Raw genomic sequence first — 25,852 nt, forward strand, 5'->3', positions numbered from 1 at the left:
ATTCCTCCTCAGGAAGACTGCATAACGAACGCGACTGCCGCCGAGAGCCGGGCCCAGCGCTGCGACTCCGAATCGAGCCGCTTCGTGCCCTCAGCCGTCAGCCGGTAGAACTTGGCGCGGCGATTGTTTTCCGAGACTCCCCACTCCGCCTTGAGAAAACCGCGAAGCTCCAGTCGATGGAGCGCGGGATAGAGAGCTCCTTCCTCGACCTTCAGCAATTGGTGCGAGACCTGATGGATCCACTCCGCAACCGCATAGCCATGCTGCGGTCCCCGCGCGAGGGCCTTCAGAACGAGCATCTCCAGAGTTCCCTGGAGCAGCGAGCCGGAATCCGTATTTTCTTCCCTAATCATCTTAGGGGAAGAGAATAGGCCACCCGGCATTCTTCCGTCAACTCCTCACCGATGCGGGCCGGAGGCCTCCGGGGCAAGTGCATAGAGATACGCTTCAAGAACTCCTTCATCCGTGTTCACGGGCGCCACGACACGCACATAACCTGGACCTTCAAACTCATCAAGGCGCTCCCAATGCGCGGGCAGATCAGAAGACTCGAAGAGATGCACCGCAACCTCAGGTCCGTTCTCATCGAGAATGAGTCCGGGATAGCCCAGCGCCGCACCCCAACCACTCTCATAGAGATGTCCACGAACAACACCCTTCAACCAGCGTCCCTGGAGCGGAGACAGTTGATGGTGATTGGGTTTACCCGGCGCCAGGGTTCCGTAGCTCGCCAGCCGCATCTCTGCTTCCATTGAGGCCATCGCATTCACTCCCGGGATTGGGTATATCAGGAATCCTCTCGCTATAAATTCTGTAAAGACAAAGGCCCGCCGGATGGCGAGCCTTGTTTGCCTTTACAGAATTGCTAGACGTGCATCTTCAGCCACACCAGCAATGCAGCCCCCACGATGATGCGGTAGATGGCGAACGGAGTAAATCCACGGTTCCGCACCCAGGCGAGGAACCATGCCACCACGCCGTATGCAACGATAAACGAGACCACGAAGCCAATTGCCAGCACTACCCAGTCGTGTCCGGTCATCACCAGCGGAGTCAGGTTCTCCCCGGCCTCAGGCTTGGGATGCAGCGCCTTCAGCAGCGAATCGCCGGTCGCGGCGATCATCGTCGGGATCGAGATCAGGAAGCTGAACTCCAAAGCTGTCTCACGATTCATTCCCGCAAGCTGCCCGCCTGCAATGGTCGACATCGAACGCGAGGTTCCCGGGACAGCGGCACTGAGGATCTGGCATAGACCGACCCAGATGGCCTGTCCCAGGGACATGTTGTCCACGTGATGGGTAGGCGAAGTCTGCTTCGCGGCCCATGTATCGATGACCCACATCACGACGCCGCCAATCACCAGCGCCCAGGCGATTACCGCCAGATTCTCAAGATTCTTTCCGATCACTTTTTCCAGAATCTTCATCTTCACCGGAATCGCTGTGCAGACGAAGGCGATCAGCGTGAGCGAGACCGGATGAGTCAGCACCGTCTTATCGCCGCGCTTACCTTTGGGGAAGGTACGCAGGTAACCGATAATGCGATGCCGGAAAAGCAGCAGAAGCGCCAGAATGGCGCCGAGCTGAATCACGATGGTGTACATCTTCCAGTAGGCGTCGTCGAGCGAAAGATGCAGCAACGCCTCTGTAATACGCAAGTGAGCGGTGGAGCTCACCGGCAAAAACTCAGTCAATCCTTCGACGATGCCAAGGATGACACTCAACAGATAATCGTTCAAATAGCCCCTCCGGGTGCCAGAGTACGTGAAGCTTCCTTACTCCAGCCTACCTGAAGAGGCATTAACCGCTGCTTAAAGCATTTTTTCCTGTTGCTGGTATCCCGGTAGACGAGTGGATCGGCGTTTTCATTGCGGAAAACGCCCATAGATGCGCAAACCCTACGCGAGACCTACAGAAAAAATGCTTAATCTCGGTCGTTTCCGTAGACAGGAATCCCCTGCTGCAACCGGTAGACCAGCGCCGAGCCGCGCGCAGCCCAATCCGTCGAACCAAAACGAGACTGTAACTGGTCGTTCAATGAGTTGGCATGAGAGGCCGCGTTATCGGCCTTCTTCTTGTTCTCCTCAGCCAGATACATGCTGCTCACAACCCCCTGACGGTAGACCGCCTGCCAGAGAGCCTCAGCCGTTTTCGGACCGTCCGGATACTCCTTGGCATATTTCTCGTAGTACTCGGTCTCTTTGTCCGGACACTTCGGCAGTCCCTGCCAATCGCCACATAGTTTCTGATCGATCAACTCATATGCTGCCATCGCGGCATACTTTGTTCCCGGGAAATACTTGATGACCTTCTTCAGCTCATCCTCATACAGGCGCGGACGCAGATTCGGATCCTGTTCCTTAGCCGACGGCAGCGTGGCGAAATCCGCCTTCTGCAACTGCCAGCGGATATCCGCCGATCTCCACGCTGCTTCTCCCGCGAGAGGAGACTGCGGGAAGTACTCGAACATGCGCTTGTACAGAAAATGGGCCATTGCAGCCGCGTCCTTCGGGGCATGCGGTGCATACGCCTGCGATTCGGCAATGACTGCCGCGCCGAAGATCAGCCTGTCTCCACGCGGAGTGTCAGGACCGACGACTCCCTTGTCCTTGATCCATCCACTCACCGGCGACGATTGGCTCTCGTCCTGAATCTCTGGAGCGTCGTAGTCATTCTGCTCCGGCTCATCGGTATTGGCGAAGACACGCACCCATCCCGGGGAACGGTCCATGATGGTGACTTCGTGCCCGGGGGTCACAACGCTTACCCGCTGCGACCCATCTTCCGCCGCCACATACACATTCGCCGTATGCAGCACTGTGGCCCGCGCCGCGCCCTGATACTGCGGCGGCAGTTTCGACTTCTTCTGCGCGCCGCATACAGCGGCGGCACAGATCATCATCCCAATCACAAGCCGCTTCATCTTCATATCCCTATAGACGGTCCACACGTCTTCCCGACGCAAAAGAGGAGTAGCTGCTTTAGCGTCCCAGCAACTGCGCCTTCAAGGCCGGATCGATATTACCGCCGCTCAGCACCACGACGAGCTTCTTTGTCCCGGCAGGCAGCTTTTCGGGATGGAAGAGCGCGCCTGCCAGCGTCACCGCGCCACTCGGCTCCGGCACCAGGTTGGTTTCGTTCAGATAGACCTTCAGCGCCGCCAGGATCTCTTCTTCACTCACGGTAAAGATGTTGTCGGTGTACTCCAGCACATGCGCGAAGTTCAGCACACCCAGGCTCTGGGTCCGCAGGCCGTCCGCAATGGTGCGAACCGTCTTTTCCGCCGGCCACTCCACCAGTTCCTTCTTTGCAAAGCTTTCGGTAGCATCTCCGGCCACCTCCGGCTCGACGCCGAAGACCTTCGCCGACGGCTTCTTCAACTTTACCGCTGTGGAGATACCGCTCAGCAGACCGCCACCACTCACCGGGCTGAGCACCACATCGACGTCCGGAGCCTGCTCCACAATCTCCGCACCGCAAGTCGCCTGGCCGGCGACGATATACGGATCGTCGTAGGGAGGCACCATCGTGTATCCGTGCTCGGCCTCAAGCTGCTCGGCCTTCTCCTTGCGTTCCTTGCTGGCGGGACCTACCAGCACCACCTCTGCTCCCAGGGCGAGCGTTGCCTCGCGCTTTACGATGGGAGCGTTCTCCGGCATAACGATGACCGCCTTCGATCCCAGTTCTCGCCCGGCATAGGCCACGCCCTGGGCGTGATTGCCGCTGGAGTAGGTGATGACACCGCGGCTCAGAGCATCCTTATCCAGCGATGCCACCTTGTTGAAGGCGCCGCGCAGTTTAAAGCTGCCGATCGGCTGTTCACTTTCGGCCTTGATCCAGACCTCGTAGGGTAGCTTCGATGCGGCTTCGCCCTCGAGCCTGTACAACCCGGTCCGTACCGCCACCCCGGCGATGCGCTTCTGCGCCGCCTTAATCTCCGTAAGCCCGATCAACTCCGTCGCAATCATCGTTCTCGTTCCCTCTCTTCAGAGTCTACTGCTCCGCCTGGCGCATCATCCTGGCGATGAAGTCCACCAGCCGCCACTCATCTCCTGCGCCTGGCGATTTCCCCATCTCGACATGCGAGATCAACGGACTCACCAGAGCGCCCTCCAACACCTGAGGACGCAGTCCCTGCGCCAGCCACAGCGTCTCCGCCGACGGAATCACATTGTCAGCCTCGCCATGCAACAGAAAGACGGGCACGCGTACGGCCTGCAGATTGCGATCCGGCGAGACCGCGTCCATCTCCCGAGCATGTTTCGTCTCGTTTGCCGCAAGCAGGGTGACTGTCCGCGCATCAGCCGTCTTCAGCAGTTGTGTTGCGATCCTGCGTTGCGCGGGTGTCAGCGTCTGCAGCGCCTTCTGCTCCCCTGCACTGTCTTCATACAGGTGTTCTTTCAGAACCGAACTCAACGCAAGCCGGTCTGCCGTTGGGACGAAGTCCTCCATATGCTCGTACTCCATCACCAGCGGCCCATATTCGTGCGCGGCCAGGATCTGGACCGATCCGTCAGGGCGAAGATCCTGCCCTGTACGGTAGTACCGCGCCACCCGCTGCATATTGGCCTGCGATCCCACGGCGAAGACCATCTTCATCTCTGCCGCATACGCAGGCTGCTCCGCCGCCAGCAACGCAAGTCCACCCGAGAAGCTCAGTCCCAGCACACTGACCTTGTCCCCGGTCTGTTGCGCAAACCACCGCGCACTCTCACCGATCGCGGAAACACTCTCCGGCCCGATGCGATAGTCCGCAATCGCCGGAAGCTCCGGAGTCAGCACCTGCAGCCCACAGCTCGCCATCGCCGAAGCGAAGAGCTCCAGCCGGGGCTCATTCATGCCAAGATGGTGGACGCCGTGCACAATCACCATGCCGGGCGCGTGGCTTACCCCTGCAGGCGAATACAGCCGCCCACGCAACGCGCCACTCGCCGTAGGAATAGCGACATCCTGCGTGAGAACGTTCGAAGCAGTCACCGCGCGTACCGGAAGTGGAATCGGCTCATGGCTGAGCGTCTTCAACACCGCCACCGCCTGCAAATGAGCTCTCACCCAGTGCCAGCTCGCAAGCAGCACCACAACCACAAGAGCCAGCGCTCCAAGGGAGTACCGCGACGATTTCGTCATGCAACCATTCAACTATTCAACGATTCAACCATTCAACTACGAAGTGACTTCCTTCACATAGAGCTGGTGCTCTACGTGCGGCGGAGCTTCGCCTTTGTGCAGCTCCCACAGGCGATCGCGGACCATTGCATCCGCTGCGGTCATCCTCTCTCGCGCCCGCAGGTGATCGAGCCAGCTCTCCATGACAAAGGTCTCTTCCATGCGCTCAGGATTCGCAGCATCGCGGAAGACGCCCCAGCGGATCGCGCCGGTTCGCAGCCGGACATTTTCCATCTTGTGGATCAACCGGGTGAACTCGGCATAGTCTTCCGGAGCGACAAAGTACTCGATCACGATGCGCACCGGCCCATCCTCGAGCTCCGGCTGGATGACAAGTTCCCGGGCTGGCCGGCGCCAGACGTACGGCCCCAGATCGGGCAGCTTGCCCTGCAGAATATGGAACCGCAGCGCAAACGGCAGCGTCACAGCCAGGCCAATCGCACTGGCTGTCATTGCGACGGGGACCGAGCTGTGCTCCGCCACATATCCCCACACGGCGCTTCCCAGCGCCAGTCCGCCCTGAAAAACCGTCAGATACGCGCCCAGCGCACGCGCCTGCACCCAGGCAGGAGAGACCAGTTGCACGCTGGTATTCAGGGTGCTCATCGTCGAGGTCCAGCAGAAACCTGCGATCAGCAACACCGCAATCGCCACCACCGGAATCGGCACCCAGGCCAGCACCAGCAGAATGGCGATGTAGACCACGGAAGTCACGCGCAGGATGGAATCCGCATCGAAACGCGCGCGGATGCGTGGCAGGAGCAACGCCCCGACCACCGCCCCTGCACCCATGGCCCCATTCAGCAGGCCATATCCCATCGCTCCCTGCTTCAGCTCACGGGCGGCAATTGCTGCCAGCAGCGCCCAGACAGCACTGACAAAGAAGGTAAAAAGGAAGGCGCGGATCAGGCTTGCCTGCAGCTCCGGAGCGAAGCGCAGATAGCGCAACCCGCTACGGATGGAGCCGGCCATGCGCTCAGCCGGCAGAGCGCTCTTGAACAGCGGCTTTCGCTTCCACCGCCAAAGCACCCAGATCACCGCGGCAAACGATGCTGAATTCAGGGCAAAGACCCATCCCGCGCCGGTCGAGGCCTTCACAAAAGCCGCCACCATCAGACCACCCAGCGCAGGTCCCAGGGCACGCGCCAGGTTATTGCTGGCCGAGTTCAGGCTTACGGCATCGGGAATCTGTTCGCGCGGCACCAGTTCCGGCACAATCGCCTGCCATGCCGGATTATTCATCGCCGCACCGATATTCATCAGAAAGGTGAGCGCCAGCAGTTGATAAGGCCCCACCACGCCGGCAAAGGTCAGCACCGTCACCAGTCCGACCGTCACCAGCATCCAGCTCTGCCAGAAGATCAGCAGTCTGCGCCGCTCAAAGATGTCGGCCGTGGCTCCCGCCAGCAGACCCAGCAGCAAAACCGGCAGGCTGGCAGCGGTCTGCATCAGGGCGATAAGCAGCGGCGAACCGGCTGAGAGCACCGTCATCAGCCAGGTGCCCGCCGTGTCCTGCATCCATGTCCCCAGATTGCTGACCGTGGAGGCGATCCAGCGGTCGCGAAACAACGGAATCTGTAACGGCCCGAAGCCGTGCAGCGGCCTCTTCGGGCTCTCCGCAATAATCTCCTGTGTCTCCAAATGAATCCCCTCTCTCTTTGATGCTCCTCACTGCCGAAAGCACGCAAGTGCCTTCCAGTGCAACAGTTGCCTCTCAGAAAGCTGGCGTGACCGATGGTTACGGGCGTACCCTGTTCGCAATGGCTTTTCTGCGTTATCTCATTGCTTTGCTGGCAGTAGGTGGCATGGTGGTCTCTGGATTGGCGCTTCGCGTCCATCTGCAGGACCCCAACGCCGCTCCACCCTGTGCCGTAACAGAAAAGTGGGACTGCGGAGCCGTCAATCACTCCCGCTTTGCCGTTTTTCCTGCCGCATCCTTCGGAGAGGACCCGCGTCACGGGAAACACATTCCAGTCGCGGTTTTCGGCCTCGGCGGCTACCTCCTCATCGCCATTCTCACGCTCACCAAGCTCGATTTCTTTGCCTTTGAAGCCGCACAGGTCGGCCTCTTCTTCGCGGGTATCCTTAGCTATCTCGAAGCCTTTGTGCTCGAAAAATGGTGCATCTACTGCGTCTGGTCCCAGACCATCATCGCCGTTATTACCGTGGTAGCCGCCATCAACTATCTGGTCGTCCGCAACCGCCGCAAACTGATCTACTAGTACGTACCTGCTGCAAATAGAAAAGCCCGGATCGCTCCGGGCTTTTCCCATATCTCAGAAATTACTCCTTCGCGAGCGCACCGATCCCGTCCAGCTCCTGCAACTCTTTCTCCGGCAGCACGAGTTCCGCCGCCGCCAGATTTTCCCGCAGATGCTCTACCGACGAGGTTCCCGGAATGAGCAGAATGTTCGGCGAGCGGTGCAGCAGCCATGCCAGGGCCACCTGCATCGGTGTCGCGTTCAACCTTGCCGCGACCTCAGACAACGTCGAGGATTGCAGCGGCGTAAACCCACCCAGCGGGAAGAACGGCACATAGGCGATCCCCTTCGCGGCCAGAGTGTCGATCAACGCATCGTCCTCACGCGAGGCGAGGTTGTACTGGTTCTGCACCCCAACCACCGGAGCAATCGTCAAGGCTTCCTCGACCTGCTTCGCGGTCACATTGCTCAATCCAAGATGCCGGATCAGGCCTCGCTGTTGCAGCTTCGCCAGAGCCTCAAACCGCTCCGCAATGGAGCCTTCGGTCGGCGAACTTACTCCACCCCACACACGCAGGTTTACGACATCCAGCACATCGACACCGAGATTGCGCAGGTTGTCATGCACGCCCTTTTCCAGTTCCGTCGGCTCCTGTGCCGGCAGCCACTCGCCCGCCGGTCCACGCACACCGCCAACCTTCGTCACAATCGTCAGGCCGTTATAGGGATGCAGGGCTTCGCGCAGGATCTGATTGGTGACATGGGGACCGTAGAAATCCGCCGTATCGATGTGGTTTACACCCCACTCCACTGCATCGCGCAGCACGGTCACTGCCATGGCACGGTCCTTCGGCGGACCGAAGACGTGAGGCCCGGCAAGCTGCATCGCACCATAACCCATGCGGTTCAGGGTGACGCTGGTCCCAGGAAGTGTGAATGTTGTCTGCTGTCTCCCGCTCATGCTTTCCCTCCAAATTACTGCGACTGTGTTTAGATGAAGGAACCTTCAGCTTTGGAGTTCGCATTTGGCCACGACCTCTCTACGTACGCTGCAGCCGCGAAAAACGCCAGTTCAGGAGCGTTCCGCGGCCACAGTCGACGCTATTTTGCAGGCAGCCATTCAGGTTTTGGTCTCTGTCGGCAAGGAACGGCTGACCACGACGCTGGTCGCCATGCGCGCGGGTGTTTCCGTGGGAACGCTTTACCAGTACTTCCCAAACAAAAGTGCGCTGCTGCAAGCCAGCCTGAAACGGCATATGCACGGTGTCGCTACATCGGTCGACCATATCTGCAAGGAATACCGTTCCACCAGTCTGCTCACGATGGGTTCGGTGCTTATCGACGCTTATCTCAGCGCGAAGATGCGCAACGTCAAGGAGAGCGCGGCCCTCTACGCTGTCAGCTCCGACCTGGACGGTCTCGCGATCGCAAAGGCTGCCCACGCACGCGGATGCCGCGTTGTCGCCGAACTCTTCGCAACCGCAAGCGAAGGTCTCACCAAAGATCCCGAGATTGTCGCCACCATGGTGATGGCCGCGCTCAACGGAGTCTCACGGAGGCTGCTGGAAGCGAAGTCACCGGAACGCGAACACGCGCCCTTGCGTGAAGAGCTTCTTGTGCTGGTGCGTGGATATCTGCTGACGTGTATTCAGACGAAACCGGCTATATAGAACTTACCGATATATTGGGTGCTCCATCCATCGCATCACGACGGGTGGGATTTTTGGCTCTAACAAATGCATGGGCAGAGAAGCAGATTTCTTTGCTCCCTCCGGTCGCTACGAAATGACAAACAAAAAGGCGGTCGTGCACAGCGCGATACCCCACTCTTCGCGATAAACCGCGAAGAGTGGGGTATCGGGAGTGTTCACCCACTGGATTTGTCGATCTGCCCTATTTCTTTTTCGCGGCTTTTGTTGGAGCTTTCGCTACAGCCTTCTTCGCGCTCTTCGATGCAGCTTTTGCAGGCGCCGGCTTAGTTACTGCTTTCTTCACAGGAGCTTTCGCAACGACCTTCGCGGGCGTTTTCGCAGCAGGCTTTGTCGGCACTGTCTTCACCGCACTCTTCTTGACCGCCATCGGAGCCTTCTTCTCAGGAGCCTTTTCTTTGACCGGCGCAGCTGTCGCCACGGGTTTCTTGATGACGGGAGCCGTCACCGAAGCTTTGACCGGCGGCGCCTTCGCCGGTTCCGGCTTATGTTCCGGCTTATGCTCCGCTTTCACCACTGCAGGCTTCGGCGCTTCCACATGTTTCGCCTCGTCCTTCGTAACAGCCGACGCCTGAGCCTCTGCTTGCAGCTGCTTCAGGGCATGCACCACAACACGCAACATCTCTTCCTCCGGAGCCGGCTTGCCTGTCCAGATCTCGAACTGCCGTGCGCCCTGGTGAACGAACATCTCCACACCCGTGATGACCGGAATACCTTTCTCCCGCGCCATACGCAGGAAAGGTGTCTCGACCGGGTTGTAGACCAGGTCAAAGACCAGATCCGCATGCATCTCGTTGGGCTCGAGGATATGGGTCAGCTTGTTGCCCTTCATCCCCGCGGGAGTGGAATTGATGATCAGATCGAAGTGCGTCTTACCGATCAGCTCGCGTTTGATGGTCTTCGCTCCGGCCTGCTTGGCCAGCTTCTGGGCTGTCTCCACCGTGCGGTTGTAGATGGTGACATCCGCACCCTTCTCCTTCAGGCCGAAGACTGCGGCACGTGAAGCCCCACCGGCGCCCAGCACCAGCACTTTGAGCCCGCGGATGGACCGGCGACGCTCAATAGGGCCGACGATACCGCCGACATCCGTATTGAAGCCATAGAGCTTTCCATCCTGGGCACGCACGATGGTATTCACCGCACCAATCTTGGCCGAGAGCGGATCGGTCCGCTCCAGGTGTTCCAGGATCTCCTGCTTCAACGGCATCGTTACTGAGAGCCCGTGAATCGGGACCGCCTGCACGACCTTCAACAGATCGGTGAGCTTGGACGTCTGCAGCGCCAGGTAGACCGCGTTGACCGTTTCTCGGCGGAAGGCGGTATTCAGCATCAGCGGCGAGAGTGATGACCGCACCGGATTTCCGGCGACACCGTAGATCTTGGTTCCTGCGGCAATGTGGTCGATCCGGTAATTCTCCACCAGGGCGCGCGCAGGAATCTGACCGGGAGCAGTCGCGTCTTCTACACTCGAGGCGGCGAAGGTAAACGCTGATCCGGCACGTACACCGAGCACGCGGGAGATGACACCGTACTCTCCCATCGAGATGCCGATGACATTTCCTGCCTCACCGTACTTCTCGAGAAAGGCAAAGAGCGTCAGGTTATCCGCGAGCGAACGTGCCGTCGGCACAACCTTGATAAAATCCGGCTGGAACTTCTGGATCCGTTCATAGACAGCATCCAGGTCACGGGTCGCTTCAAAGTCGTGATAGCTGATGATGATCGCCGCACCCGCGGCCCGCAGCTTGTCCAGGTCGGCATGCTTCATCGCCTCAGCCGACTCGATCTCAAGATCGATTAACTGGCTTCCGGCGGCCGCTGCCTTCGCCAGGATCTCCGCCTCGTCCGAGAGACTTCCTGTAAATCCGCCGCCATTCGGTTTCCGGCGGCAGGTGGTAATCGCCGTCACCAGCGGATTTGCTTCCAGAAATTCCTTCAGGCGCGGCAGTGCAGCCGCCGGATTCGGCAGTGAATCCAGCCGGAACTCCAGAAACATATGCTCCGGAGCCGCAGCTTCAGCCTTTTGAAAAAGCTCGGCCGGGCTTGCACCCTGCAGGGCAACGCAGACACGGCCAAGACGCGAACGCAGCGACTGCAGGGCGAGGTTCGGTGAGGAAGAAGTCATTTTTCTAATCGCGCGTATAGTATCGTCGCTGGGCTTTGGATGCAAGCCACTGATGCACAGACTCTTATTCCGCCCTTCCACAAACTCCAACCGCTCCGGATTTCCGCATAAAATGCGCTTAGAGCATTTTCCCTGTTGCTTGGTATTCCGGAAGGGCTTTGAAGCGGCGTTTTCGTTGCGGAAAACGCCCATAGATGCGAAAGCCCTACTCTCCACCTACAGGGAAATACTCCAGCACTCCGTTCGTCATGAGCCAGACATTGCCAATTCGCGTGGCCGCCATCCTGGCGTCTCAGGCCGCGTCAGCCGCGATACAGCACGCTCTGCTGCCTCCTGAGTTCACACTTGCGCTTATCGACTCCGAACATTGGCGCGGCATACAGACAAATGCTGTTCTGGTCGAGGTTGAAGACGATCTCTCCCTGCTCCGCAACATCTGCGACGAGGTAACAGGAACACCCATCATCGTCCTGCTGCGTTCCGCACGCGCCGACCTCGCCTTTGCCGCATCCAAGGCAGGCGCGCGGGAACTCATCACCCTTCCCGCCGGCCCGGACGAGATACGCCAAAGTCTCCGCAATCTTCTGACCACCCAACCCAGGACCCCGGAACCTCAAGGCCTGCCAGTACTCTTCGGCAATCACCCCCGCATGTCGGAGATTCGCGACACCATCTCGAAGGTAGCCACGACCAGCGCCACTGTACTTATTCGGGGCGAGAGCGGTGTAGGAAAAGATGTCGTCGCACGCATGATCTACGAACAGTCGCGCCGCTCTGGCAAACCCTTCGTCAAGGTTAACTGCGCCGCGATTCCTGACGACCTGCTCGAGAGCGAGCTCTTCGGCTATGAGGCAGGCGCCTTCACCGGAGCCACACGCAGCAAACCAGGCCGCTTCGAGATGGCGCACACCGGCACGCTGTTCCTGGACGAGATCGGTGAGATGCAGCCGGCTCTGCAGGCCAAGCTGCTACATGTCCTGCAGGATGGAGCCTTCTCACGCCTCGGAGCCAAGCAGGACGTCGCGGTAGATGTCCGGGTCCTCTGCGCCACCAATAAGCTGCTGGAGCAGAGGGTTACGGAAGGACTCTTCCGCGAAGACCTCTTCTATCGCATCAACGTCGTCACCGTACACATTCCGCCACTGCGCGAACGCCGCGACGAAATCGGGCCGCTCATCCGCCACTTTCTCGATAAATACGCCGCCATTTATGGCCGCGAGCAGGCCTTCTTCTCCCAGGAAGCCATGACCGCCCTGCTGACCTACTCCTGGCCCGGCAATATTCGCGAGCTCGAAAACCTGTGCAAACGATTCGTGATCGTCGGCGGCGAAACCCAGATCCTGCGCGAACTCACCTCCCGTAACCAACACGCGACCACTGCGGCGCCGGCAACAACTCCTGCGCCACCTGTACACACTCCGGAACAGGCCAATGTCCGCCAGCCGGCCAGTACCAACTTGCTTGAGGTCGGAAAACGAGCAGCTTGGCAGGCAGAGCGCCGGTTGATTCTGGAGACCCTTGAAGCTGTCCGCTGGAACCGAAAGCTGGCCGCACAACAGTTGGGGATCAGTTACCGGTCATTGCGAAGCAAGATTGAACAGATCGATCGTGACGAGACAACAAAGCGGCATCTCATAGCCTAAATGTGGCAAATCTTTGCCATCAAATAATGCCCACCTTGGGCTAAGATTGAAATAACAGCACTTATCCTGTGGAAAATAGTGGCATGCTTATTGCTGCTACAAAGGTTAAGTTCAGAGGCAAATTCAAAGTAGTCCCACCTGATGCAGTGAAATCCTAGCTTTTTGTCCCTTGCGGACACACATCTTCTACTCACTTCCTATACCCCTCCCTCACTGCCTCTCAAGACCCTCCGGAAGGAGGGTCTTCCACTTTAAGATCAATTCCATGGGTATCCTGCGGGCGTGGGACTTCGATTGGTTATGGCATGGATTCAGCACCCGGCTGGGAGGCGTCTCCAACGTTTACGGGCGCTCTGGAGATCTGAATCTCGGTTGGACGAAGGAAGATGCTGATGTCTCCGTCTCCGAAAACCGGCGTCGCTTTGCCTTTACAGTCACGCAGGAGCCCGGGGTAGCTCCGATCCTGACGCGCCAGACGCATGGCGTCGTCATCAATCGGGTGCACTCCGGCTTGCTGCCTCTGGAGACAGCGGAAGGCAGAGCCGTTCTGGAAGGCGATGGCTTAATTACCAACGAGCCAGGCATGCTGATCGGCGTACAGACAGCGGATTGCATTCCAGTCATCCTGGCGGATCCGGTCAACCGGGCCGTAGGTGTCTTTCATGCCGGATGGCGAGGCACGGTTGCCGGCATCGTCGAGGCCGGGGTTCAGCGCATGCACACTGAGTTCGGCTCGCAACCGGCGGAGATGCTGGCCGCTATCGGACCTGGAATCGGCCCCTGCTGCTTCGAAGTCGGTAACGAGGTCCGCGATACCTTCCGCGATAGCTGGCCATACGCCGAGGTGCTCTTCCATGGCCGCAATGTCGATCTTTGGCAGGCAAATCAACGCCAGCTCATTGACTCCGGCCTCCACGCTGAGAACATCACCGTCCTCAGAGAATGCACTGCTCACCAGACAGACCGCTTCTTCTCATACCGTGCCGAAAAGGGTGTGACCGGACGCATGATCTCGGCTGCAGGTATCAGGCCCCGCTAAGAGACGCTTCCCTACAGGTCAGCTTTCACTGAAGCCGAAGCGTGCTCGATCTCCCTGGTAGCTTCGCGGACTCGGGTAAGGGCTTTTGTAGCCGCATATATTTTCCGGTTGACATGGGAAACGCGTAACCGTAGAGTTACGCATCAATGGGAAACCGATCGGTTACATATTCTCCTGCAGCCTCATTTCAGGCCATTGCTGATCCGACCCGGCGAGCCGTGCTCGATCTCTTGCGAGAGGGCAGAAAGCCGGCCGGAGCCATCGCCGATGCCTTCCCCGTCTCCCGCCCCGCCATCTCCAAGCATCTTCGTCTGCTTCGGCATGCGCACCTGGTGCGGGAGACGCGGGAAGGCCGTAATCGGATCTATGAACTCAACCCTGAACCTCTACGCGCGGTCGAAAGCTGGCTTGAGAAATATCGCGTCTTCTGGACGCAGAGTCTCGGCAACCTGAAGACGATGATCGAGACGGAGTTCGCGGTACCTAATACCGCCGAAACGGGGCATCGCAGTACACGTCCCAGAACAGAAAGTCCCAGAACCAGAAATAAGAAGGGAGAGTAAGCAGATGACAGAAACAGCAATCAGCGATTCCATCGAACTCGAGATCTTTATCGCAGCTCCGGCCGACAGAATCTTTCAAGCCCTAACCGATCCGGCCAAAGTGCCTCTGTGGTGGGGGGCTCCGGCTCAATACCGCGTCACATCGTGGACCGGAGAGATTCGTCCCGGCGGCCAATGGCGCAGCGAAGGAGCAGGAGCCGACGGTACGGCATTCCATGTCGGTGGAGAATACCTGGAGGTCGCCCCTCCCCATCTCCTGATACACACCTGGAAGCCGAGTTGGGACGGGGAACGGCCGACACTCGTACGCTTCGACCTGCTCTCACAGAACGGCGGAACGCTGGTTAAAGTCTGTCACTCTGCATTCGCTGACGCCAATGCAGCCCGTGAGTCGCATGCCCAGGGATGGTTGCGGGTACTCGGCTGGATGCAGGCCTTCGTAGAAAGAAACGAGACCATCGATAACCGAGAGAAGGCCCAATGAAAGCGATATGGTGGTACCGCATCTCTTCCCTGTTGCTCATCCTCTTCGCCACCGGCCATACCCTGGGTTTCCGGAGGACAGACGCGTGGCCGGACGCAGTGAAACCGGTCGTGGCCGGGATGCGGACCGTGTACTTCCCGGCGAACGGCTTTCTTCGAAGCTATTGGGACTTCTACGTTGGCTTTGGCCTGTTCGTCACCGTAATGATGCTGTTCGCTGCCCTGGTGGCATGGCAGATGGCAGGTCTGCCCCAGGAGATGCTCTCCCGATTCGGACTGGTTCGCTGGGGCTTGGCAATCGCGTTTGCCATCATTACCGCAATGACCTGGCGCTACTTCTTTCTGACGCCGCTGATCTTTTCCATTGCGACGACGGCGACCCTTACCGTGGCTGCGATGCTGCGAAGGTAACCATCAGGTGGGCGGGCTTTCTTGTCGAACTCCAGAACAGAGGCAGGACCAGATGCCATTCCGCCCTCTGTACGACAGGACGCGGAGCGGCTCAGGTCGGGAAGCGAGGACTTCCGGGGGTTAAAGAAAAGGTTAACGGCGAAGGGCGGCCCCATCCCCTGTTAAGGCCTTCAGGCCCTAGGTCCATGATTTTTATGAGGAAACGGGGGGCGGGGCAGACTAATTTCTGTTAGCAAAGGTGTTGCGCTTGACATTGATTCTTGTGGTACGCTACAGGCAATCGTTTGAAACAGATTGGTCTGAAGCAAAGGTATCCCTCTGCCGAACCCCATTTGGATTCAGCGTCAAAACTCTATCCGCACAAGGAATTTGCAACATGGAACAGGGAACAGTGAAGTGGTTTAACGACGCCAAGGGGTTTGGCTTCATCAGCCGCGAGAATGGTGAGGATGTGTTCGTACACTACTCCGCCATCAATACGACCGGCTTCAAGAGCCTGCAGGAAGGCCAGGCGGTTCAGTTCAACGTCGTCAAGGGACCGAAGGGCTGGCAGGCGAGCGACGTGCAGCCCCTGTAAGCACGATCTGCAACACCTTTCGAGGACAGGATGTAAAGCAAAACGGCAGCCTATGGCTGCCGTTTTGCTTTAATCACGTGCGCCGGCAATATGCGCACTGAGATCGTCCTCGTCTTTCAGACCGCGGTACCCTTTGTAGCTCGCTGTTGCGCTTCCGTTAAAGTTTAGAAACAACAGCGCTCGCAGACTTCCGGTAGCGTCCATATGCGCCGGAAGCCACAGCAAAGGCTGCACCCGTTCCTGCTCGACGGTAAACCGCGTCCCTTTGCGGATGTCGACCAGCAGCCCTCCTGCAATTTTGAAGTCGCGGATAAAGCTGGCGTCGACCCGCATTACCGAACGGTCTGCCTCGTCCACAACGATTGTCGCGGTCAGGCAACGGGTTACCTCTTCGAAACGGTTGCGGGTGGGAATACTGGAGTCGCCCTGGTAGTCGAGCAACAGGACAGAACGTCCATCGACAACTTCATGGCGTGGGTTGGAGAGGCGGCCGAGCTCCAGCAGACGTGAGACCGCGATCTCAGAGTTGGGCGGATGTGCCTTCCGCTCCCGTGCCTTGGCAAGCTGCTTGTGGATGTTTTCGTCGTCTTTGCGCTGCTCGTCGTCAGTCAGCGCGTGGCCGTTATGACGCAGCGTACGGATGACCTGGAAGCCGTCTTCCGTCACCGCCTCAATATCTCGCTCTTCCTGCTTTTTGAGTTTTCCGTTGTGGTCGAACTCCAGGCGCGACTCATGGCCCAGATAAAAGGTCTGCTTCCGGAATGTTTCGGCTGCGTGCTGATGGGCAATGACTTCAGGAACAAGGGTTGTCAGGTCAACCTGCTGTGCGGAGGCGCAGCTCGGAAGCACCGAGAGGAAAACAGCAATTCGAAGAAGCGTCTTGGCGGTGGATCGTTCGAAACCAGAGCTTCTCCTAACGGCGGAGCACTGAGTTGGGAAGATCATGCACCAAGAATGGAGCACCCGGTTTACGCTCTGATGACGGCGATGCGACGGTTTCGCGAAAGTTCGCGGGTATCTCGCTCGCTACTCCGGCTTCGCCTCCTCCTCGGAGACTTTGGTCACGTCAGGAAGAATCGTTACCGTCGCATCCAGCTTGCGGTAGTCGTAGAAGCGCTGCTTGCCGGCGCCCTGGAATCCTTTGAAGAGCAGCACCCGGCCATCGACGTTGACATCCAGCGTCTCCGGCAGCCAGATCTCTCCACGTACCGGCGCCTGTGTCCAGGTAAAGCGAGACCCTTTATGAACGTTCGCCAACATGCCTCCGCCGATCTTGAAGTCGGAGCCGAGGTGGGCCTCCAGACGCGATACCACCTGGTCCTGCTCATCGATCGCCACTGTGCCGTCGAGCCGGCGCATGATCTCATCGGAGAGTCCGTTGGTGTCTGCCTTAGGATTGCCGGTGAAGTCGTAGAAGATCTGGTCACGGCCGTTCACGCGGATCCTGCGGCCGTTGGAGAATGTTGCCAGCTTCAGCAGGCGCGAGACGGAGAGGTTCACATCTCCGCCATGCTTCGGTCTCTTGCCTGCTTTCAGATCGGCTACCTCTTTGTCGACGTGCTCCTGTTCCTTCTTTGCCTCGGACGGGGAAAGCTCCTTGCCGTTGTGGCGGAGATGGCGCCGCACCTCGATTCCGTTCAGGAAGAAGACCTCATACTCCTCGGTTGTCTGCTTCTTGCTTCCGCCGTCCTTATCCAGCTCATCCGCTGTCTGCTGCATGGTGCAGATGTACTTGCGGCGTAGCGACTCCAGTTCATCCTGGTGCGCCCGCACCCCGGCAAAAAGAGTCGCGAAATCTGGTAATGGAGCGGCTGCGTCCGAGACAGCAGGCTTCTGTGCCATAACTGACACGGTCAGCAGGAGAGCGAGCAACAAAGGTCGCAGATGCATGACAGTGATACGCAGCGGGAGAGGATTCGTTCCTACAGGAGATTCATTTCCGGGGTATGCTGGCAACCATGATACGACTGCTCATCGAGTGGCTGCTGAATGCTCTGGCGTTGGTTATCACCGCTTACGTGGTCCCGGACTTTGAAGTGGATGGCTTCGGACCTGCTGTTATTGGGGCCCTGGTCGTAGGTCTGTTAAATGTCACGCTAGGATGGCTGCTCAGCATCTTCACCTTCCCGCTTGTCTGGCTGCTGCCGCGCCTGATGATGGTGTTGATCGATGCGGTTGTACTTTATGTCGCCGCCAAACTGGTTCCCGGCTTCAGAATCAAAAGTTTCCTGGCGGCATTTATCGGCGCGATTGTTCTGGTGCTGATCCACATCGTCTTCTCGTATGCCTGAGAATGAAATCTCCATACGTGCCTGGGCTGATTGTTTGTGAAACGCCTGCCCACCCTAGCGTTGCGAGCGTTCACCCCAACGAACAAAGTTCGTTGGGGACCCCGAGGGTGGGGCACCCGGGCGGGAAGGAAAGCCAAGCGCGGTTTCGATGCGGTGCTTCCACTCGGGTCCGTTATCGCGATCATGCTGTCCCAGTTCGATGACGCGCTGGTTCGCAGCGCGATCGAGAGCCGTGCGGGCATAGGTCACCTCCACCGCCGTCTGGCGTTCCTGCAATGCCGAGACATGCACATCCACGGTCGTAGCGAACTGGTTGCCCACCACGGCGACATATTGCATGCGACCACCGGCGACATCGAAAAGCGTATTCACCCAGACACTGTCCACGTTTCCATGCTTGATCGTCCACACCGCACCCTGCACGTCCCTTCCCGGCTGTGGGTATGCAAAGACCGGATTCCAGTCTTCGCCGGCCCATCTGCGCTCAGCCTCCGGCGCGAACAGAGGACCGACCTGCGCCATGGGAGCGGCAATCTCAAAGCGGAAGGTATTCACCACATGGGCGTTCTTTTCCTGAACTGCGTCCGTCGATGTTTGAGCTTTCGCATGCTGCATCATCGTTACTCCCGCTAACGTGAAACACATTCCCGCAATCCGCAGATTTCTGAAGATCATCGCCGCTCCTTGAGCTGATGGCTGTCTTTGGCCCGCAGCGTTAAGCCGTACAGCTCACGAAGCTGATCGATCTGCCCAAGAGTGGCCTGCGAGAATGGCGCTTTGCCTTCGAAGGAATGCAAGACAATTCCCTCCAGAAGGTCGCCGAGACTCATGTCCTTAAGCTCTGCAAGACCTTTCAGCACCTTGAGCAGTCTCTTTTCAATCCTGACGCCCGTCTGCACGCGCTCAACTTCGATCTGGTGGGAGGTATCACTCATACATACCAATGTACCATGGTACATAAATTGTTTTCCCCGGAACCGCCCCTCCCATCTCTGCGTACGTGAGAGAATAAGCACCCTGAAAGAACGAGGACCTTCCTTGTGAACCTGATACGGAGCACTGCCCTGCTTATGAGTCTCGCTGTTCCCGCCGTTGCCCAAACGCCCGCGCCGAAGCCTCCCGCCGACGCTCTTCACGCCTGGGTCGGCATGACCTCGCCTGCCGATCTCGAGAACTGGGTGAACTATCACATCGCCGAAGAGAAGAAGGCTGTCGCGGAAATTCTTGCCGTCAAGGGAACCCGCACCGTCGAGAACACGCTGAAGCCTTTTGACCGCGCCCAGTTCCACCTGAACATCGCCGGCAACCAGGACTACCTGATGTTCGGCCTGCACGACAACAAAGATGTGCGCGACAAGGCGCAGGCGCTGCTGCAGAACATCTCGGCCGAAGGCACCGCTCTGCAATTGAACCAGGATGTCTACCATGCACTGGCAGCCATCGATAAGACAAAGGCGGATGCCGCGACCAAGTATTATCTGGATCGCACGCTGCTCGAATATCGTCTGGCCGGTGTGGATAAGGACGCCGAGACTCGCGAGAAGGTCCGCAAGCTTTCCGACCAGATCACCGAGCAGTCGCTGCACTTCTCTCGTACCGTGCAGGACGATGTCCGCAAGGTCGTCGTGAAAGACCCCGTCGAGCTTTATGGGCTCCCCGCGGACTACATCGAAAAGCACAAGCCCGCCGCCGACGGGACCATCACACTCACCACTGACCAGCCTGATATGCTGCCGGTCGTTACCTACGCAAAGAGCCCACGCCTGCGGCGCGATATGTACCTGGCGTACAACAACCGCGCCTTTCCGGGAAACAAGACTGTCCTGCTCGACCTTCTCAAGACCCGACAGGAGATGGCAACGACTCTCGGCTATAAGACCTGGGCCGATCTCGCTACTGCTGACATGATGATCGGCTCCGCCGACAAACTGCGTTCTTTCCTGAAGGAAGTCGACGAGGCCTCCCGCCCCTCCGCGGCCAAGGAGTTTGCCCTGCTGGAGGCCTTCGTCAAGGAAAAGGACCCTTCTGCCCTACCGCTCACTGCAAGCGACTCCAGCTACTGGAGCGAACAGTACCGCCGCGCGAAGTATGACTTTGACTCACAGTCGGTACGCCCCTACTTCCCTTACCCCGAGGTGGAAAAAGGCGTGCTGGCCACCGCAGGCAAACTATTCCATATCGAGTTCCGCCCCAGCAAAGCTCCCATCTGGAACCCGACCGTCACCGCATATGACATCTACGACCAGGGCAAGCTGGCCGGCCGTATCTACCTGGACATGCATCCGCGCGCGGGCAAGGACAAGTGGTTCTCGGAGTCCGGCGTAATTCCGGGCTCCGGCTCGCAGATTCCTGAAGCAGCCCTGCTATGCAACTTCCCTGGGCCGGAGAACGGTGATCCTGGCCTGTTGCAGTACTCGGACGTCGTCACCTTCTTCCACGAGTTCGGGCACATGATGCACGAGGTGCTTGGTGGCCACGGCCAGTGGGCCGGCACCGCCGGCGTCAGCACCGAGCGTGACTTCGTCGAAGCACCCTCGCAGATGCTGGAAGAGTTTTTCGAAGACACCGGGATCCTGCAGTCGTTCGCAAAACACTACAAGACCGGCGAGGTGCTTCCCTCTACGACCATCGATAAGATGGTGCGCGCAGGACGCTTTGCTCGCGGCTCGTGGGTGCAGGGACAGCTCCGCTACTCTGAGCTCTCCCTGTCGATTCATGATCGCGCTCCTGAGCAGGTCGATCTCGATGCCATCAACAAGAAGACCTTTGTCGATCACATGCCATATGTCTTCCTCGATGACAGCCACATGTATGCCAGCTTCACGCACCTGACCGGCTACTCGTCGAACTACTACACGTATGTCCTCGATAAAGTGATCGCCGTCGATCTCTTCTCGGCCTTCGATCCCAAGAACCTGCTGGGCGGCCCCGCGGCGATGAAGTACCGCAAGACGGTGCTGGAGCCGGGCGGAAACAAATCGGCCAACGACCTGATCAAAGACTTCCTGGGACGTCCCCAGTCCATGGACGCCCTGAAGCACTGGATCGCTCTGGGTCTGCCGGCAGAGTAAGAAAACTACAAAACCCACGCCGGACGAAAGGCGTGGGTTTTCTGTTTCACCTCCATGTCGTAGCATTTCCTCTAGAGCATTTCTCCTGTTGCTGGGTATCCCGGGAGAAGCGTGCAGCGGCGTTTTCATTGCGGAAACGCCCATAGATGCACAAGCCCCGCACTACACCTACAGGAGAAATGCTTTACCGGCATGAACCAACGCACACAGGCTCTGCAACAACTCCAGTCCGACACATTTGATGTACTCATCCTTGGAGGCGGAGCAACCGGCCTCGGTATCGCCGTCGACGCGGTCACCCGCGGCTATCGCACCGCGCTGGTCGATGCCGGCGACTTTGCGCAGGCTACCAGTTCGCGCGCGACCAAGCTGGTGCATGGCGGCGTACGCTATCTTGCCTCGGGTCAAATCTCTCTGGTCTATGAAGCTCTGCACGAACGGGCAGCCATGCTGCGCAATGCCCCACATCTGGTGCAGCCTCTTCCCTTCGTCACGCCCGCATATCGCTGGTTCGATCTGCCGTACTACGGCACGGGGCTGAAGCTCTACGACGTTCTCAGCGGCAAGGCGACCATGGGACCGACCTCCATCTTCGGTCATGACAAAACCCTGGCGCTGCTTCCGAATATTGCACGGAAGAACCTGAAGGGATCGATCGTCTACTACGACGGCCAGTTCGACGACGCGCGTTTCTCCCTGGCCCTGGCGCGCACTGCTGTTGACCACGGCGCAACGGTCGCGAATTACGTTCGCTGCGTCTCCTTCGAAAAGGCGTCCGGCAAGATCACCGGAGCAGTGTTGCGTGATGAAGAGACTGGCAACACCTTCCGAGTAAACGCCAAGGTCATCGTGAACGCCACCGGCATTTTCACCGATGAAGTACGCCATCTCGACAATCCTTCTGACGCTCCGTTGCTGAACGTCTCGCGCGGTACACACATTGTCGTGCCGCCCACAGTACTTGGCCGCGACTACGCCATCATGGTGCCGAAGACGGAAGATGGCCGTGTGATCTTCGCGATCCCGTGGCTGGGCAAGGTGGTGATCGGAACCACGGATCTCGCTGCCCCCAAGCCTGAGATCGAACCCGGCCATCAGGATGACGAGATCGACTACATCCTGCACCACATCAATCCCTATCTGCAGCACACCATCACCCGTGCCGATATCCTGTCGGTCTTCTCCGGCCTGCGTCCGCTCATTACCGGACCTGGAGCGTCGACTGCAAGGCTTTCACGGGAACACCATATTGAGCGTTCCCCGTCAGGCTTGCTGACCATCGCCGGCGGCAAGTGGACCACCTATCGCCGCATGGCGCAGGACCTGGTGGACTTTGCCATCAAACATGAGATGCTGCCCGCCGCAGCGTGCAGGACGGAAAAGCTGCCCTTGCGCGGAGCTCCGCTGAAAGCAGGCGATCCCCATGATCCGCTTTCGCGGTATGGGACGGATCGTGCCGCCGTCGAAGCACTCGTCACTGCGGATGCATCGCTAGGCGCAAAGCTGGATGAGGCGCTTCCCTTCATTCAGGCTGAGGCCGTCTATGCTGCTCGCGAAGAGATGGCGAGAACCGTCGAAGACGTTCTCTCACGGCGAATGCGTGCACTGCTGCTGGATGCGAAGGCTGCGGTGCGGTCGGCGCCGAAGGTCGCGGAGTTACTCGCGCGTGAGCTTGGACACGATGCCGAGTGGCAGATGGAACAGGTTTCTGCGTTTAGGGAATTGGCGGCTCGGTACTATTTGCCTTCGTAGCATTTGTCTTTGTAAGCGCTGAAGGCGCGTTCTATACCAGCCTGGGGCAACGCCCCAGGATCTTCGCTTAAAGGGCTGAAGGCCCGCTCTCTAAGCGGATCGGTTATCGATTCTCCAAACCTATGGAGCGGGCCTTCAGCCCTTATCTTTCTCTTTGGCTCCGTAACCTGGGGCGTTGCCCCAGGCTGGTATAGAACGCACCTTTGGTGCTCTTTTGCCGTTTGCTATGTGGAGTGCCTCACCGTGGATAAGAAGCAGAACCAAGTTCGCCGGGGGCTCGACTATCCCACTCACGCTTCGCGTGAATGGGGCACCCAGTGTATGAGTTGCCGTACATTTCGGACCTCTAGCAACTAGCAACTAGAAACCAGCAACTGTTTACTAGATCCCCAGCCAGCGGAAAGCGAACCCCATGACAACTGCGCCGAGAATCGGTCCGGCGATCGGCACCCACGCATAAGACCAGTCAGAACCGCCCTTGCCTGCGACGGGCAAAAGCTGATGCATCAGCCGCGGACCGAAGTCGCGAGCAGGGTTGATGGCATACCCTGTTACTCCGCCGAGCGAGAGTCCAATCGCCCAAACCAGAATCGCTACCAGATATGGCGCCAGGCCGGGAGCGGGACCGGAGACAGCCAGGAGCTTCGATCCAATGCACTCGATCACCAACAGCAGCATGCTGGTCGCGATCATCTCCTGCATCATGTTCAGCCATGGCTTGCGTACCGAAGGAGAGGTGCAGAAGACCGCCCGCTTCAATCCCTGGTCCTCCGTCATTGCCCAGTGCGGCAGCCAGAAGAACCAGTTCAGCGCGGCACCTGTCATGGCGCCCAGCATCTGCGCCAGCACAAACGCCGGCACCGTGCTCCATTGACCGGTGTGCACAGCGACGGCGACGGTCACTGCTGGGTTCAGATGCGCTCCGGGAGAGCCGCACGCAATTGCTGTAATCACACCACAGAAGACCGCGAAACCCCATGCCGCGGTAATGGAGATCCAGCCCGCGTTCTCGCTCTTTGTACCCTTCAGCACGACTCCGGCGACAACGCCTTCGCCCATCAAGATCAAAACTGCTGTACCGATAAACTCACCAAAAAACGGAGAAAGCATCAACCCTCCACCCATGCGAAGGTCCGTGTCACAGCCTTCTTCCAGGTCTTATAGAGATGCTCGCGTTCGGCTGCATCCATCTGCGGTTTCCAGGTACGGTCTGCCTCCCAGTTCTGGATCAACTCGTCCGTGCCGCTGAAGTAGCCGGATGCGAGTCCGCCGGCGTAGGCTGCGCCCAGTGCCGTCGTCTCGCGCATTGCCGGACGAATCACGGCCTTATCGAGAATGTCGGCCTGGAACTGCATCAGCAGTTCGTTGGCCACCATACCGCCGTCGGTACGAAGCTGCGTGAGCTGAATCCCCGAGTCCTGCTCCATTGCTTCAACAACCTCGCGCGTCTGAAAGGCCGTAGCCTCCAGCACAGCGCGGGCGAGATGTCCTTTATTCGCAAAGCGAGTAAGGCCGGCGATCACGCCGCGGGCATCGTCCTTCCAGTAAGGCGCATACAGGCCGCTAAAGGCCGGCACAAAGTAGACGCCGCCGTTATCATTCACCGTCTGCGCCAGTGGTTCGATCTGGTCACTGCTGGAGATGATACCGAGATTGTCGCGCAGCCACTGCACCAGCGCTCCGGCAATCGCAATGGAACCTTCCAACGCATACACCGGCGGCTTGTCACCGAACTTATATGCCAGTGTCGTCAGCAGACCGTGGGTCGAGGGTTTACGCTCTTCGCCGGTATTCATCAGCAGAAAGCAGCCGGTGCCATAGGTGTTCTTCACTTCACCCGGAGAGAAGCAGGTCTGGCCCACCAGGGCCGCGTGCTGATCACCGAGAATGCCACAGATGCCCACGCCTTCCAAATTGGTGCGATGCAGATTGCCGAAGTGTTCACTCGACGACTTGATCTTCGGAAGCATCTGCTTCGGAATATCGAGGGCCGCAAGAATACCCTCGTCCCAATTCAGCGTGGCAAGATTCATCAACTGCGTCCGGCTGGCATTGGTGACATCGGTCGCGTGAACCCCGCCATGAATGCCGCCCGTCAGGTTCCAGAGCATATAGCTGTCGATGGTACCGAAGAGCAGATTGCCTGCTTCGGCCTCCTCACGCGCGCCCTTTACATTGTCGAGAATCCACTTCAGCTTGAGGCCGGAGAAGTAGGTCGTCAACGGCAGACCAGTCTGCTCGCGGAAGCGGTCCTTACCCCCGTCGTCCGAAAGACGCGTGACCATGTCGGCAACGCGGGTGTCCTGCCAGACGATGGCGTTGTAGACCGGCAGACCAGTATTGCGGTTCCAGACGACGGTCGTCTCACGCTGGTTGGTGATGCCGATGCAGGAGAAGTCCTTCGGTCGCAGGCCACGGGCATCAACTGCCTCATCGACAACTTCAAGAGTGCGGCGCCAGATCTCGAGCGGATCGTGTTCGACCCATCCTGGCCGCGGATAGATCTGTTCGTGTTCCTTCTGCGCCACGGAGACGATGCGTCCCCGGCGGTCAAAGACCATGAATCGTGTGCTGGTGGTGCCCTGATCCAGGGCACCGATATATCCGGCAGGCTGCAAAACTGTTCTCCCCAAGAGCCGTCTCTTTGTATCGTGTTCTGCCGTGAGGAAGCAACATGTGATTACTGTGGGAGACGTTGGGCGAAGTTTTGTTTGTCATTTCGTAGCAAAGCGGAGAAATCTGCTTGTTAAGCAAGATTCGGAGCCATGGGTAGAGAAGCAGATTTCTCCGCTCCCTCCGGTCGCTACGAAATGACAAAGGGA

The 25,852-nt window shown here is 58.7% G+C and carries 26 protein-coding genes; 11 read left to right on the forward strand and 15 right to left on the reverse strand.

Annotation, left to right across the window (positions count from 1 at the left end; genetic code table 11):
- Positions 1-8: 8 nt before the first annotated feature.
- From OHL21_RS21535 to OHL21_RS21565, 7 genes are all read right to left on the reverse strand, one after another.
- Positions 9-353, reverse strand: a complete 345-nt coding sequence (locus OHL21_RS21535) for a PadR family transcriptional regulator (protein ID WP_263419916.1) — start codon at positions 351-353, stop codon at positions 9-11.
- A 45-nt stretch (positions 354-398) separates the two neighbouring features.
- Positions 399-761 carry a gamma-glutamylcyclotransferase family protein gene (locus tag OHL21_RS21540; RefSeq protein WP_263419365.1) on the reverse strand — a complete coding sequence of 121 codons (363 nt, stop codon included), beginning with the start codon at positions 759-761 and terminating at the stop codon, positions 399-401.
- Between the two features lie 104 nt (positions 762-865).
- Complete coding sequence (locus OHL21_RS21545; protein ID WP_263419366.1) at positions 866-1,738, reverse strand: undecaprenyl-diphosphate phosphatase; 873 nt, start codon at positions 1,736-1,738, stop codon at positions 866-868.
- Between the two features lie 185 nt (positions 1,739-1,923).
- Positions 1,924-2,922 (reverse strand): SH3 domain-containing protein, encoded by a 999-nt coding sequence (locus OHL21_RS21550; protein WP_263419367.1) that lies wholly within the window; start codon positions 2,920-2,922, stop codon positions 1,924-1,926.
- A gap of 58 nt (positions 2,923-2,980) precedes the next feature.
- The gene (locus OHL21_RS21555; protein ID WP_263419368.1) at positions 2,981-3,967 is read right to left on the reverse strand and encodes a threonine ammonia-lyase; all 987 of its coding nucleotides are present in this window, start codon (positions 3,965-3,967) and stop codon (positions 2,981-2,983) included.
- Positions 3,968-3,992: 25 nt separating this feature from the next.
- The gene (locus OHL21_RS21560; RefSeq protein WP_263419369.1) at positions 3,993-5,126 is read right to left on the reverse strand and encodes a CocE/NonD family hydrolase; all 1,134 of its coding nucleotides are present in this window, start codon (positions 5,124-5,126) and stop codon (positions 3,993-3,995) included.
- A 36-nt stretch (positions 5,127-5,162) separates the two neighbouring features.
- Positions 5,163-6,806 carry an MFS transporter gene (locus OHL21_RS21565; protein WP_263419370.1) on the reverse strand — a complete coding sequence of 548 codons (1,644 nt, stop codon included), beginning with the start codon at positions 6,804-6,806 and terminating at the stop codon, positions 5,163-5,165.
- 86 nt (positions 6,807-6,892) lie between these two features.
- On the opposite strand from OHL21_RS21565, the gene OHL21_RS21570 reads away from it, so the two are divergent.
- Positions 6,893-7,387: a vitamin K epoxide reductase family protein gene (locus OHL21_RS21570; protein WP_263419371.1), complete on the forward strand. Its 495-nt coding sequence runs from the start codon at positions 6,893-6,895 to the stop codon at positions 7,385-7,387.
- A gap of 61 nt (positions 7,388-7,448) precedes the next feature.
- Here OHL21_RS21570 and OHL21_RS21575 read toward each other — a convergent pair whose 3' ends face one another.
- Entirely contained in the window at positions 7,449-8,327 is an 879-nt protein-coding gene (locus OHL21_RS21575) for an aldo/keto reductase family oxidoreductase (protein WP_263419372.1), read from the reverse strand.
- A gap of 64 nt (positions 8,328-8,391) precedes the next feature.
- Between OHL21_RS21575 and OHL21_RS21580 the strand changes: the two genes are divergently transcribed.
- Positions 8,392-9,036, forward strand: a complete 645-nt coding sequence (locus OHL21_RS21580) for a TetR/AcrR family transcriptional regulator (protein ID WP_263419373.1) — start codon at positions 8,392-8,394, stop codon at positions 9,034-9,036.
- A gap of 223 nt (positions 9,037-9,259) precedes the next feature.
- Here OHL21_RS21580 and aroE read toward each other — a convergent pair whose 3' ends face one another.
- Positions 9,260-11,200 (reverse strand): shikimate dehydrogenase, encoded by a 1,941-nt coding sequence (aroE, locus tag OHL21_RS21585; protein ID WP_263419374.1) that lies wholly within the window; start codon positions 11,198-11,200, stop codon positions 9,260-9,262.
- Between the two features lie 194 nt (positions 11,201-11,394).
- On the opposite strand from aroE, the gene OHL21_RS21590 reads away from it, so the two are divergent.
- From OHL21_RS21590 to OHL21_RS21615, 6 genes are all read left to right on the forward strand, one after another.
- Positions 11,395-12,843 (forward strand): sigma-54 interaction domain-containing protein, encoded by a 1,449-nt coding sequence (locus tag OHL21_RS21590; protein ID WP_263419375.1) that lies wholly within the window; start codon positions 11,395-11,397, stop codon positions 12,841-12,843.
- A 265-nt stretch (positions 12,844-13,108) separates the two neighbouring features.
- A complete protein-coding gene (gene pgeF / locus OHL21_RS21595; RefSeq protein WP_263419376.1) occupies positions 13,109-13,882 on the forward strand; it encodes a peptidoglycan editing factor PgeF in 774 nt (257 codons plus the stop codon).
- A 146-nt stretch (positions 13,883-14,028) separates the two neighbouring features.
- Positions 14,029-14,445, forward strand: coding sequence for an ArsR/SmtB family transcription factor (locus tag OHL21_RS21600; protein WP_263419377.1), 417 nt, complete (start codon positions 14,029-14,031; stop codon positions 14,443-14,445).
- A 4-nt stretch (positions 14,446-14,449) separates the two neighbouring features.
- Positions 14,450-14,929 (forward strand): SRPBCC family protein, encoded by a 480-nt coding sequence (locus OHL21_RS21605; protein ID WP_263419378.1) that lies wholly within the window; start codon positions 14,450-14,452, stop codon positions 14,927-14,929.
- Positions 14,926-15,339, forward strand: coding sequence for an LIC_13387 family protein (locus OHL21_RS21610; RefSeq protein WP_263419379.1), 414 nt, complete (start codon positions 14,926-14,928; stop codon positions 15,337-15,339). The genes OHL21_RS21605 and OHL21_RS21610 overlap by 4 nt, the downstream gene beginning before the upstream one ends.
- Positions 15,340-15,715: 376 nt before the next feature.
- Complete coding sequence (locus OHL21_RS21615) at positions 15,716-15,916, forward strand: cold-shock protein (RefSeq protein WP_147647236.1); 201 nt, start codon at positions 15,716-15,718, stop codon at positions 15,914-15,916.
- 69 nt (positions 15,917-15,985) lie between these two features.
- On the opposite strand, the gene OHL21_RS21620 is transcribed toward OHL21_RS21615, so the two are convergent.
- Complete coding sequence (locus OHL21_RS21620; RefSeq protein WP_263419380.1) at positions 15,986-16,765, reverse strand: hypothetical protein; 780 nt, start codon at positions 16,763-16,765, stop codon at positions 15,986-15,988.
- 177 nt (positions 16,766-16,942) lie between these two features.
- Complete coding sequence (locus OHL21_RS21625; protein ID WP_263419381.1) at positions 16,943-17,806, reverse strand: hypothetical protein; 864 nt, start codon at positions 17,804-17,806, stop codon at positions 16,943-16,945.
- Between the two features lie 56 nt (positions 17,807-17,862).
- Between OHL21_RS21625 and OHL21_RS21630 the strand changes: the two genes are divergently transcribed.
- Complete coding sequence (locus OHL21_RS21630; protein WP_263419382.1) at positions 17,863-18,207, forward strand: phage holin family protein; 345 nt, start codon at positions 17,863-17,865, stop codon at positions 18,205-18,207.
- 54 nt (positions 18,208-18,261) lie between these two features.
- On the opposite strand, the gene OHL21_RS21635 is transcribed toward OHL21_RS21630, so the two are convergent.
- Both OHL21_RS21635 and OHL21_RS21640 read right to left on the reverse strand, forming a co-directional pair.
- Complete coding sequence (locus tag OHL21_RS21635; RefSeq protein WP_263419383.1) at positions 18,262-18,882, reverse strand: hypothetical protein; 621 nt, start codon at positions 18,880-18,882, stop codon at positions 18,262-18,264.
- Positions 18,879-19,142, reverse strand: coding sequence for a hypothetical protein (locus tag OHL21_RS21640; protein WP_263419384.1), 264 nt, complete (start codon positions 19,140-19,142; stop codon positions 18,879-18,881). Before OHL21_RS21640 ends, OHL21_RS21635 begins: the two co-directional genes overlap by 4 nt.
- 135 nt (positions 19,143-19,277) lie before the next feature.
- On the opposite strand from OHL21_RS21640, the gene OHL21_RS21645 reads away from it, so the two are divergent.
- Together OHL21_RS21645 and OHL21_RS21650 are read left to right on the forward strand one after the other, a co-directional pair.
- Positions 19,278-21,278: a M3 family metallopeptidase gene (locus tag OHL21_RS21645; protein ID WP_263419385.1), complete on the forward strand. Its 2,001-nt coding sequence runs from the start codon at positions 19,278-19,280 to the stop codon at positions 21,276-21,278.
- Between the two features lie 192 nt (positions 21,279-21,470).
- Positions 21,471-23,030: a glycerol-3-phosphate dehydrogenase/oxidase gene (locus tag OHL21_RS21650; protein WP_263419386.1), complete on the forward strand. Its 1,560-nt coding sequence runs from the start codon at positions 21,471-21,473 to the stop codon at positions 23,028-23,030.
- Positions 23,031-23,411: 381 nt separating this feature from the next.
- Here OHL21_RS21650 and OHL21_RS21655 read toward each other — a convergent pair whose 3' ends face one another.
- Together OHL21_RS21655 and glpK are read right to left on the reverse strand one after the other, a co-directional pair.
- Positions 23,412-24,140: an MIP/aquaporin family protein gene (locus OHL21_RS21655; protein ID WP_263419387.1), complete on the reverse strand. Its 729-nt coding sequence runs from the start codon at positions 24,138-24,140 to the stop codon at positions 23,412-23,414.
- Complete coding sequence (glpK, locus tag OHL21_RS21660; RefSeq protein WP_263419388.1) at positions 24,140-25,648, reverse strand: glycerol kinase GlpK; 1,509 nt, start codon at positions 25,646-25,648, stop codon at positions 24,140-24,142. The genes OHL21_RS21655 and glpK overlap by 1 nt, the downstream gene beginning before the upstream one ends.
- Between the last annotated feature and the right edge of the window lie 204 nt (positions 25,649-25,852).

The organism is Terriglobus albidus, from assembly GCF_025685425.1.
GTDB classification, from domain to species: domain Bacteria; phylum Acidobacteriota; class Terriglobia; order Terriglobales; family Acidobacteriaceae; genus Terriglobus; species Terriglobus albidus.

Excerpts from the sequence above, each read along its gene's own strand:
- OHL21_RS21645 (WP_263419385.1), top strand. The coding sequence starts at position 19,278 with ATGAGTCTCGCTGTTCCCGCCGTTGCCCAAACGCCCGCGCCGAAGCCT.
- OHL21_RS21630 (WP_263419382.1), top strand. The coding sequence starts at position 17,863 with ATGCTGGCAACCATGATACGACTGCTCATCGAGTGGCTGCTGAATGCT.
- OHL21_RS21635 (WP_263419383.1), bottom strand. The coding sequence starts at position 18,882 with ATGATCTTCAGAAATCTGCGGATTGCGGGAATGTGTTTCACGTTAGCG.
- OHL21_RS21535 (WP_263419916.1), bottom strand. The coding sequence starts at position 353 with ATGATTAGGGAAGAAAATACGGATTCCGGCTCGCTGCTCCAGGGAACT.
- OHL21_RS21600 (WP_263419377.1), top strand. The coding sequence starts at position 14,029 with ATGGGAAACCGATCGGTTACATATTCTCCTGCAGCCTCATTTCAGGCC.
- OHL21_RS21550 (WP_263419367.1), bottom strand. The coding sequence starts at position 2,922 with ATGAAGCGGCTTGTGATTGGGATGATGATCTGTGCCGCCGCTGTATGC.
- OHL21_RS21555 (WP_263419368.1), bottom strand. The coding sequence starts at position 3,967 with ATGATTGCGACGGAGTTGATCGGGCTTACGGAGATTAAGGCGGCGCAG.
- OHL21_RS21605 (WP_263419378.1), top strand. The coding sequence starts at position 14,450 with ATGACAGAAACAGCAATCAGCGATTCCATCGAACTCGAGATCTTTATC.
- aroE (WP_263419374.1), bottom strand. The coding sequence starts at position 11,200 with ATGACTTCTTCCTCACCGAACCTCGCCCTGCAGTCGCTGCGTTCGCGT.
- OHL21_RS21615 (WP_147647236.1), top strand. The coding sequence starts at position 15,716 with ATGGAACAGGGAACAGTGAAGTGGTTTAACGACGCCAAGGGGTTTGGC.
- pgeF (WP_263419376.1), top strand. The coding sequence starts at position 13,109 with ATGGGTATCCTGCGGGCGTGGGACTTCGATTGGTTATGGCATGGATTC.
- OHL21_RS21560 (WP_263419369.1), bottom strand. The coding sequence starts at position 5,126 with ATGACGAAATCGTCGCGGTACTCCCTTGGAGCGCTGGCTCTTGTGGTT.
- OHL21_RS21655 (WP_263419387.1), bottom strand. The coding sequence starts at position 24,140 with ATGCTTTCTCCGTTTTTTGGTGAGTTTATCGGTACAGCAGTTTTGATC.
- OHL21_RS21625 (WP_263419381.1), bottom strand. The coding sequence starts at position 17,806 with ATGCATCTGCGACCTTTGTTGCTCGCTCTCCTGCTGACCGTGTCAGTT.
- OHL21_RS21650 (WP_263419386.1), top strand. The coding sequence starts at position 21,471 with ATGAACCAACGCACACAGGCTCTGCAACAACTCCAGTCCGACACATTT.
- OHL21_RS21610 (WP_263419379.1), top strand. The coding sequence starts at position 14,926 with ATGAAAGCGATATGGTGGTACCGCATCTCTTCCCTGTTGCTCATCCTC.
- OHL21_RS21540 (WP_263419365.1), bottom strand. The coding sequence starts at position 761 with ATGGCCTCAATGGAAGCAGAGATGCGGCTGGCGAGCTACGGAACCCTG.
- OHL21_RS21575 (WP_263419372.1), bottom strand. The coding sequence starts at position 8,327 with ATGAGCGGGAGACAGCAGACAACATTCACACTTCCTGGGACCAGCGTC.
- OHL21_RS21640 (WP_263419384.1), bottom strand. The coding sequence starts at position 19,142 with ATGAGTGATACCTCCCACCAGATCGAAGTTGAGCGCGTGCAGACGGGC.
- OHL21_RS21590 (WP_263419375.1), top strand. The coding sequence starts at position 11,395 with ATGCGAAAGCCCTACTCTCCACCTACAGGGAAATACTCCAGCACTCCG.